This window comes from Marinococcus luteus (assembly GCF_034497705.1).
Classification (GTDB): domain Bacteria; phylum Bacillota; class Bacilli; order Bacillales; family Marinococcaceae; genus Marinococcus; species Marinococcus luteus_A.
Genome location: NZ_JAXRUV010000016.1, coordinates 1 through 8,367 on the forward strand (window position 1 = coordinate 1; position 8,367 = coordinate 8,367).

Here is an 8,367-nt window from a genome sequence, read left to right on the forward strand (position 1 = left end):
AATGATCCACGAAGAACGGTGCATAATATAATCCCATGCTGTTGGAACTTGATGAATAGGGTTAATATTTAGCAGTGCTAGTATATTCCTAATCCATTCTTTTTTACTAATTATACCAAATAAAAAACCTACAATGTAAGGGCTAACAACTAAAACTCCAATTAAAGATAGAAACCAATAAACAGGATGATTTGCCCAAACTGTTTCTTCAATTGCTTCATATAAAAACCACGACCATAAAGCATAGTTCAGTATACTAAAAATCAGAAACCTTAATATATTATTTTGCCAAGAGTAACTTCGAGTAACTACTATGCTTTCAAAAGCCGTATTCATGACATAGCCTGGAACTAAAAAGATAATGGAATATAAAACACTATCATAACTATCAAAAGGCATCTGCTCACTCCTTTCTCGTGATCTAAAAGGTTTTAACTATTACATTAATGTAATGATTAATTACAGTCCATGAAATTTTCATTATAAGCTTTATAAAGTGTGATTCAAATGAAATTTCTTTTGTTATAATGTTTACATAAAGCATAATCTTTATAAAGGAGTTATAAGACTTATGAGCTTGGAATATAGAATGCCTGACCTAGCTGATAAATTAGGAATAAAGGAAAGTACCGCCCGCAAATACTATTTACTCATTGAAAAGAACGGCCACCATTTTCGAAGAAACCAGCAAGGACACATCTTGTTTTCTGAAGAAGATGCAAAACTATTTTCACGTATCATTGAATTAAAAAATCAACCAGATATGACAGTGCAAGACGCTGTAAACAGCGTTATAAACATTATGAATGGCGAAAATGGACCTTATAAACCTCATGCTGACGAACAAGGGCTAATGAATCGTGAAAACTGGGAGAAATTCTCATCTTTCCAAGAAGAAATCCATGAACTTAAATCTATTATTCAAAAGCAAAATACTTTAATCGAGAAGCAGCAAGAAACTTTTGAGCAAAGAGAGAATATGCTTTGGGAAAAATTAGAGCGTATTGAAGAGAAGTTGAACGCTCCAGGTGCTTCTGAGGAATTAGAAACAGAGAAGAAAGACCATGACGAGGGTACAAAAGAACAAAAACCTTATATTGACGGTACACATGTTACAAAAGAGCAACTAAAAGGTCCAGCAATACAAGAAAACCATCAATCAGAACAAAAAGAAGAAGCCTCTTCAAAAAGCTGGCTTCAACGACTCTTTAATAGATAAATTTACCAATAAATCCGATTGCAAATAGGGGTACAAAACGGTATGGTATATGTAAGTAAACGAAAAAAGCAATCGAGTTGCAGCTCGATTGCCTCGGGAGTTTTCTCCACATCATCTACCACAGATGAAAAACATATAAGTTAATATCAGTGTATCATATTCCCTTTACCATGCAAGGGATTCGTATACCTAATTTTCATTATATGATTTTGTTTCTGGTCCTAGCTAGATATTAGCTTTGTAGTAGAGAAAACTCCTTCCAACATTTATGCAGAAGGGGTTTTTTATTATGTCATTAAACATTCTCGATTTATTAAGAGCAGACGGAAGTATTGTCGTAAACAAAAAATTAGCACATCAAATTGGGTTGGAAACAGCTGCGATTTATTCGGAACTCGTTTCTCTTTTTCAATACTGGTCAAAACGCGGGGAACTGGTGGATGATAATAAAGAGAAGTCAGCCCAGGCAAAGTGGTTTTTTGTCACGATTGAAAACCTGGAGGAAAACACAACGTTAAAACGTTCGAAGCAAGATAAAGCCATAAAAAAACTGAAAGAGTTAGGACTCATTGAAACCAGACAAATGGGCTTACCCAAAAAGAGATATTTTACGATCACAGAAAAAATCAATGAATTTATCACGGCACACAAGAGTGTTGAAAATAAACATTCTGATAATGACAGTGGTTCTAAGGTCGATAATGAAGCGAATAACAGTTCAAATACCGAGAATACTCAGAGTGTCGAAAATGAACACTCTGGAGTGTCGAATTCCAACACTCTAAACTGTTCAATTTCGACAACTAATAATACTAGAACTAATAATACTAAAATTAATAAAGAATCTATTGTTAACAAGAACGTTAACAATTATTCTTCTATTTCTAAAAATTCTTTAGAAAATGAAAACCAAGAGAATGAAATTAAGAAAATCGAAAAAGAATTTCAATCGAAAGGGCTTTCCTCAAAAGTTATTAGATTAGTGAAACAAGAAGTCGATGCTAAAAAGAACGAAATTAAAAACTACATAGCTTACTATCGAACTTGTTTAGATAATGCTTTGTACAAAAGCCAATTTAAAAAAGGAGAAATAACAGAGCTATATCCTCACCTTCCTGACGATCATCCATTGCGAATAAATTGGCTCCAATAAATTATTTTTAATTCAAGGAGGAATATGATGGACGAACAGTCTATAAGAGCAGCTGCTACATTTACTGAAATTATTGGAAGAAACACGTATGAGTGGGCTACTACAAAACTAAAACAAGCTAGAAATTCTAAAAATTTAGAAGAACAAAGTGAAATGTATGACGAAATAGTTCAAACTCTATTAAATGAAAAATCAGACCTACAGAATGTGGTAAGGCAATACAAAGATTTATATGAACAGGTACAAATAAGCCCTGATGATATTCAACTCTTGAAGGAAACAGTACGAAGAGTAATAGATCTTACTCGTGATAATTTGAACGATGAGCAAGAAGAGAGTCTTAACAAATTTATTGATTTGATCAATAACGATACTTTACAAACAATGCAGTTGTTAGGGTTCAATTATAAAGAAGCAATCGGCCAACCTTTAACTGACGCATGTGCTGCTTTTATTAGAAATAAATTCGAATAGAGCTTAAATTTATTTATATCTTTAGATTAATTAAGGAGGGCGGCATTCCATGACTAGAGGAATATACTTTGATTGCGAAGTTCCTAACTATTGTACGCATTGTGGAAATAAACTTTGGCCAATAATGGACGAATATCACCAGAGAAAGTTTGCAGAGCAATTGTCTTTTAGCTGTAACGATTGTGGTACTGCTAATATCTCTATTAAAGAAGAAGAAAATTTAAGCAGAAATATTAAGAAAGAGTTGAACAAGCATCGCTGACAATATAATTAATTAGCAGTTATTGCTCAAAAAATGCCCAAAACCGTGTGCAATTCGTGTGTAAATCATGTGCAAAATTTGCATAAAACACGTTTTTTATGTTCCCACATTTGGGCCGGCGTTGCCGGGCTTTCCAATCCAGGTGGGAACAAAAACCCCTTATGCTCTTTTCCATTCCAACTTTTTTATTTTTACAGGGGATGCTTCTGAAAATAAAACGGAAGTGAAATTAAAAACCCCTGTTCAATTTTCAAACGGGGTTAAAATTGAATCGGTTTATGAACGACCTATGCTTAATTCTTGGTGTTTTTCCGTCAGGCTATCGTTTAAAAAACGAACAAGAAAATCGACTGAAGAGAGTGCGCACTATGTTCTTTTGTGTTTTTGAAATCTAGCATAGTTATAATTAAAAAAGGAGGTGATTAAGTGAAGGTTGTTTTTAAATTCACAGACGGAACTAGAGTAGTTGACGAAGAATTTTCGGAAAGAACTCTTTATCAAACAGGAAACCTTGTTGATAATATTCAGAGCTGGAAAGATAACGATTCTCCGATTACTTTCAAAGGCGATGAAGAAACATTTAAAGCTACTGGGAAAGATTTAGTTTCTGTAGAAATCATTCCAGAGTAATTCACCAAATTCTATTACTCTAGCGATTTATAACGAGAAAACTTTTTGGAAATCGTATATTCGAGTTGTTTTTAAATGTATTTTTATAGGGGGTATTTTTAATGATTTATGCTACAGGGATTAGTTTTAAGAAAGAAGATGTTGAGGATTTAAAAAGCATTGTGAGGATTCAATTAGAATCCGACGAGAATGAAAGTTGGAAAATTAATGATGAGCCAATAAATGGGTGGTATTCAAAAGAAACTATTCATAGATGGCTTAAGAACTACGGTGATAAAGGTTTTGAAATTAAAGTTAAGATAAAACCATATCCTGAATTAGAGCCCGTTGAAGATAATGGTGTTCGATATGTTCGTTCGGTTCGAGATGATTCAAGAAAAAATAACTTACTAAGTTTAAAAGCTTACTACGAGAATTGACGCGTGTTTCTTAGTTTTTGAACTGTTCTTTCTTAGTATGGTCGGTTAGGATTATCGGTCTCTAATAGCCGGTTTCGCGTAAACTTTCGTGAACACTCTCACCAAATTTCTTTTGATCGAATGACGGTTATTGGAGACTTAAATTCCCGTCACCTCAAGGAATTTCAACAATTCATTGCTACAAATCCGTATGTTTCGGTTTTAGACACCAAAACGGACTATGTTCGAGCTAAAATGTATGACGATTTATTCTATCTGTAGTACGACAAAATCATAGGTGAATCTCGGCAAAGACGCAATATGCGGATTGAATTTAACCCGAATCATTGCTTTGAAGATGCCTGTGAGTTCTTTGTGAAGCATATAGTGCGTTTGATGAACGATGTAGGCTTCCAACGGCTTGATTTAGCCTTAGACATAGAGAGAAGGACCTTAGGAGCTTTTATGTGGCTTCTGAGACACGTTGGAAGTCGACAGTCTTTTATGGATTAGATCATCGATCAGAAACGAAATACTTTGGTGTGAGAGACAGCCAGAGATACATAAGACTTTATGACAAGAAGCAAGAACGGAAAGATAATGAGGACGAAGAAATGGAAGCCGCTGATCTGGGGCGGTTGGAGTTTGAGCTCAAAAGAGCATAAGGGATTTTTGACCCCAACGAGGGTTGGGGTCCAGGCAAAGCCTGGCAAAACGATGGGGTCACGAAAATGCGGAAAAGTACTAATTGTGTACCCTTCAAGGTACTAAAAAAGTACCCGTATTTGGACCTTTTCTTGAACGTTTTTTGCACGCTGCATGCAAAAAATAAAATCAAAAAGATGCCTAAAGTTATTTTTGGAATATACGGTTTATAACTTTAGGCATCTTTTTATCACGAAAAATTGGCACAAGGAATCATTCCGGGGAAACTCGCTGACGAACAACAATCATCGCCCTGGTGGATACATGACAAGGTTAATGACCAACGAAAGGAACGAAGATACATGAAAACAAACAATACGATTGCGGCGTATCATATTTTCCGACGGGACGAAAACGGCGCCCCGGTGTTAAACACGAACCGACTGTATCACTGGAACATTCCGAAACGGCTGCGGGAAGAGCCGATCCAGCCGGGTGACATCGTCCAGGTTCCGACAAAGAAAGGCCGACGGTCCGTCCTTGTGATGAAGGTGTTCCGGGAAGATATTGAAGAGACAGGCCGGGAATACAAAAAAGTGATCAAGGTGCTCGAACGAGCGCCGGAAACGAACCCCCAGGAATCGTAACAACCTCTCACCACCATGATTGTTTCTCATTGGGAGGAGAAAAAACGAACTCAACAGAATACAAAACCACAACTTCGGCTCTGGATGCGCCATGGGATGGGGCAGGTATCCTCAGGACTGGGATCGAGATCGTCGGTTTCGCCATGCCCGGATAGCCAGAAAGATGGCATTGAGGACACCCACCGCGAGCAGGGGGACGCCGATGTCCATGTTGGAAGAGAAGGGATCCTTATTCCAGCTGTCGACCACAATAAAGATTCCGACGCCGAGGACTGCCGCAACCAACAGAACTTCGCCTAGACGCACTGGACGAGGACGCATCGTATCGCTCCTTCCCTTTGCTGATTGCTCCCACAATACCATACCAACGCCTGTCCTTACAGAATGCCCCGGAGAATCCCCACATTCCTTTTTGGATCGTTCAATGACCATTACCATTCAGAACGAAGCAAACATGGCTCTATGGCTTGCTGATGGCTTCTTTTCAGCTAACCTCCCCCTTCAAATATGCCTGGAGGCATATTTGAACGAAAAACAGGCCGGAAAACGACAAAAAGCCTTTCGCCTGCAGACGCAGACGAAAGGCCAGGGGGACCGTGGAAGCTGTGACACCCACGGTCCGGTCTAATGACAATCGCAGAAAATAAAATTCCCCTCATAGAGTGACGGCTCTATGAAAGTCCTATACCCTTTGCGTTTGGATCCAAAAACCCCCGGCGGACACGGACGAAATTTCATCTACCGTACGGATTTTTCCCTTCCCCAAGAACCCGCTGCACCGATGTTTTGGCGAAAGGATTTTATGCAGTCGGGTGTCCGGCTGCGACGGACACGGCCCCGGAAACCCCCGGCCCGTCAGGGCCGTATGAAAACTGCATGGCGTTTTTCATGCTGTTTTTTTCAAACCCTGATGTGACGGGATTTCAGGGGCACTCTACTTAACGTAATGCAGATTATCGGAAGCCTGCACCGTATAACCTATACAGCTATATACACCAATCGGAGTGATTGTTTCAAACTGAACGTAAAGTTAAACGAAAAAAGAACCCGAAAAATATTCCGGATTCTTTACGGATCGAAAAACAATCAAATTTTCTCGCTATTAACTAATCTCCAATAATGAGCTCCTAAAGCCGTTAGTCTACAAGCTTTAGAACGTAAAGCGGCATAATACATATGATCTTCATCTACCGGTTTAACTAGTCCGACCCCTGCCAGTTTCTGTAGATCTTTAAAGATAGCAACATGTTCGTCTAACGCAGCATCTTCAGTATCTTCATATGAAGGATCAAGGGAATGATAATCCTGGGGTTCTGGAAAGTAATCGCATAACTTTCTAAGAATTGATAACGGTACAGGAGGTTCAATATTTCTCAGTGAAGTAAAGCGAGACACATTCGTTTTAAATATGGGACGTTGATCCCATGGCCCTAATGCTTGATCGACATAAGCATAAACACTGCCAGGAGTTATATGTCCTCTGAGATCAGCAGCGCCCCCCTCTAATGCACTAACAACTAAAGAAGTAAATACTCCACCTTCCTCTGTTTCAAACGCAGCTTCATAATCTCTGCTCGCGGTTAGAATACTTAATCCTTCAGCTAACTGAGCAGAATTACTTTGACTAAGGGCGGGAGAACCAGCAGCTCCAGAATGACAACAATCAAAAATAATAACTTTTTCTTTTGCTTTAGAATCGTTGGCATATTTTAGAATCTCATCCATTGAAATTCCTTCATCATACGCTTGATGATCCGGAGTGACTAAATATCCGCCCGTGCTTTTGATTAAGCCATGACCGGAAAAATACAATAATGCTATTTCGGAATCGTCTGCAAAAAGTGATTCAATAGATTGTCTTAATATCGGTTTTGTTATTTCTTCAGATGAACTAGTTAAAGTTTTGACACTAAAATTGGGAGACCCATCGCCATTTGTTTTCAAAACATTAGTAAAGGAAAAAGCATCTTTTTCACAACCGTTTAAGGGTACACCTGGATAATCGTCTATCCCTACTGTTAAAGCTTTCCTCATATCTCAATCACCCTCATAAGCTATCTATGAACTTTTTGATCTCTTCCCAATTCCACTCAATCACTTTTTTACCTGATAACTCTGAAGGGATTTGCCCCTTATTATCTTTATGAATATGCATTCCTATCATTGGTATTCCTTCTTCATTAGCGCAATTCATTTCCCATTTAGCCCCATCAGCATTCCTGGTTTTAGTGCTAATTAAAGCAATGACGCCATCGCAACCTTTAATTCTAGTACGACAATTAGTTTTCCACTTTGTATCCCACGGATCTTTAGCTGACATATCTGTATATGTGAAGTTAGATTTGGTATTTAACGACTGTCCTTTTAGAAGGTCTCGGTAATTTTCATCTTCAATTGCAAAGCTTATGAAAATTCTTTTATCTGCCATTTTGTTAACTCCTTTAGTTAAATAAATACTGAATTTATTCGTTCTTATGAACTTTTGAACCTCCTTTAGGAGGAGGTTCCGGTGGTTTTTTCTTTTTAACAGGTCTAGCCACCTCGGGCTTCATCACATGTTTAATTCCAGAATCAAGTTTGAACTCTCTCTCAACTTTTTTTGAACGTTTCTTTCTAACAGGTCTATTTAAATCATTGCTTTTCTTCATTATTCTCCTTCCTTTCTTCAATAAAAGTTATCTCTAAGTATTTTATTTCTCGATGTGGTATCCATATACCTAAAGAACGTCCATCATCAATCCATTCTCTTTTGTCTTTATCAAATTCATATATCTTTTCTAAAAAAATATCTTGGCCATCATTAGAAATAGAAGCGAATGAATTTTCTGAATAATAGCCATAAACTCTATCGTCATTTTGTAAAGTTACAATGATCCACGAAGAACGGTGCATAATATAATCCCATGCTGTTGGAACTTGATGAATAGGGTTAATATTTA

The 8,367-nt window shown here is 37.7% G+C and carries 16 protein-coding genes; 11 read left to right on the top strand and 5 right to left on the bottom strand.

Annotated features, from left to right (window positions below; genetic code table 11):
* A partial coding sequence (locus tag Q9M42_RS15390) for a DUF6338 family protein (protein ID WP_322527315.1) occupies nucleotides 1–399 on the bottom strand: 399 nt, incomplete at its 3' end.
* Between the two features lie 172 nt (nucleotides 400–571).
* Here Q9M42_RS15390 and Q9M42_RS15395 point away from each other — a divergent pair.
* The 11 genes from Q9M42_RS15395 (at nucleotide 572) to Q9M42_RS15440 (ending at nucleotide 6,056) form a co-directional block, all read left to right on the top strand.
* Nucleotides 572–1,219 (top strand): hypothetical protein, encoded by a 648-nt coding sequence (locus tag Q9M42_RS15395; protein WP_322527316.1) that lies wholly within the window; start codon nucleotides 572–574, stop codon nucleotides 1,217–1,219.
* Nucleotides 1,220–1,508: 289 nt separating this feature from the next.
* Nucleotides 1,509–2,372, top strand: a complete 864-nt coding sequence (locus tag Q9M42_RS15400; RefSeq protein WP_322527317.1) for a hypothetical protein — start codon at nucleotides 1,509–1,511, stop codon at nucleotides 2,370–2,372.
* Between the two features lie 27 nt (nucleotides 2,373–2,399).
* Entirely contained in the window at nucleotides 2,400–2,846 is a 447-nt protein-coding gene (locus Q9M42_RS15405; RefSeq protein WP_322527318.1) for a hypothetical protein, read from the top strand.
* 49 nt (nucleotides 2,847–2,895) lie between these two features.
* The gene (locus Q9M42_RS15410) at nucleotides 2,896–3,108 is read left to right on the top strand and encodes a hypothetical protein (protein ID WP_322527319.1); all 213 of its coding nucleotides are present in this window, start codon (nucleotides 2,896–2,898) and stop codon (nucleotides 3,106–3,108) included.
* Nucleotides 3,109–3,250: 142 nt separating this feature from the next.
* Nucleotides 3,251–3,496, top strand: a complete 246-nt coding sequence (locus Q9M42_RS15415; RefSeq protein WP_322527320.1) for a hypothetical protein — start codon at nucleotides 3,251–3,253, stop codon at nucleotides 3,494–3,496.
* A gap of 38 nt (nucleotides 3,497–3,534) precedes the next feature.
* A complete protein-coding gene (locus Q9M42_RS15420; protein ID WP_322527321.1) occupies nucleotides 3,535–3,738 on the top strand; it encodes a hypothetical protein in 204 nt (67 codons plus the stop codon).
* Between the two features lie 101 nt (nucleotides 3,739–3,839).
* Nucleotides 3,840–4,157: a DUF3892 domain-containing protein gene (locus Q9M42_RS15425; protein WP_322527322.1), complete on the top strand. Its 318-nt coding sequence runs from the start codon at nucleotides 3,840–3,842 to the stop codon at nucleotides 4,155–4,157.
* Nucleotides 4,158–4,430: 273 nt separating this feature from the next.
* Nucleotides 4,431–4,649 (top strand): hypothetical protein, encoded by a 219-nt coding sequence (locus tag Q9M42_RS15585; protein WP_440972334.1) that lies wholly within the window; start codon nucleotides 4,431–4,433, stop codon nucleotides 4,647–4,649.
* Entirely contained in the window at nucleotides 4,604–4,801 is a 198-nt protein-coding gene (locus Q9M42_RS15430) for a replication initiation factor domain-containing protein (RefSeq protein ID WP_322527323.1), read from the top strand. The genes Q9M42_RS15585 and Q9M42_RS15430 overlap by 46 nt, the downstream gene beginning before the upstream one ends.
* 342 nt (nucleotides 4,802–5,143) lie before the next feature.
* Complete coding sequence (locus tag Q9M42_RS15435) at nucleotides 5,144–5,428, top strand: DUF5839 family protein (RefSeq protein WP_322527324.1); 285 nt, start codon at nucleotides 5,144–5,146, stop codon at nucleotides 5,426–5,428.
* Nucleotides 5,429–5,840: 412 nt separating this feature from the next.
* Nucleotides 5,841–6,056, top strand: a complete 216-nt coding sequence (locus tag Q9M42_RS15440) for a hypothetical protein (protein ID WP_322527325.1) — start codon at nucleotides 5,841–5,843, stop codon at nucleotides 6,054–6,056.
* Nucleotides 6,057–6,514: 458 nt separating this feature from the next.
* Here the strand turns inward: Q9M42_RS15440 and Q9M42_RS15445 are convergent, their stop codons facing one another.
* The 4 genes from Q9M42_RS15445 to Q9M42_RS15460 all read right to left on the bottom strand — a co-directional run.
* On the bottom strand, nucleotides 6,515–7,462 hold the full coding sequence (locus Q9M42_RS15445; protein ID WP_322527326.1) for a caspase family protein: 948 nt from the start codon (nucleotides 7,460–7,462) through the stop codon (nucleotides 6,515–6,517).
* A 13-nt stretch (nucleotides 7,463–7,475) separates the two neighbouring features.
* On the bottom strand, nucleotides 7,476–7,856 hold the full coding sequence (locus Q9M42_RS15450; protein WP_322527327.1) for a TIR domain-containing protein: 381 nt from the start codon (nucleotides 7,854–7,856) through the stop codon (nucleotides 7,476–7,478).
* Nucleotides 7,857–7,890: 34 nt separating this feature from the next.
* Nucleotides 7,891–8,076 (bottom strand): hypothetical protein, encoded by a 186-nt coding sequence (locus Q9M42_RS15455; RefSeq protein ID WP_322527328.1) that lies wholly within the window; start codon nucleotides 8,074–8,076, stop codon nucleotides 7,891–7,893.
* Nucleotides 8,060–8,367 (bottom strand): DUF6338 family protein (locus Q9M42_RS15460; protein ID WP_322527329.1); only part of this gene is annotated, 308 nt, incomplete at its 5' end. The genes Q9M42_RS15460 and Q9M42_RS15455, both read right to left, overlap by 17 nt.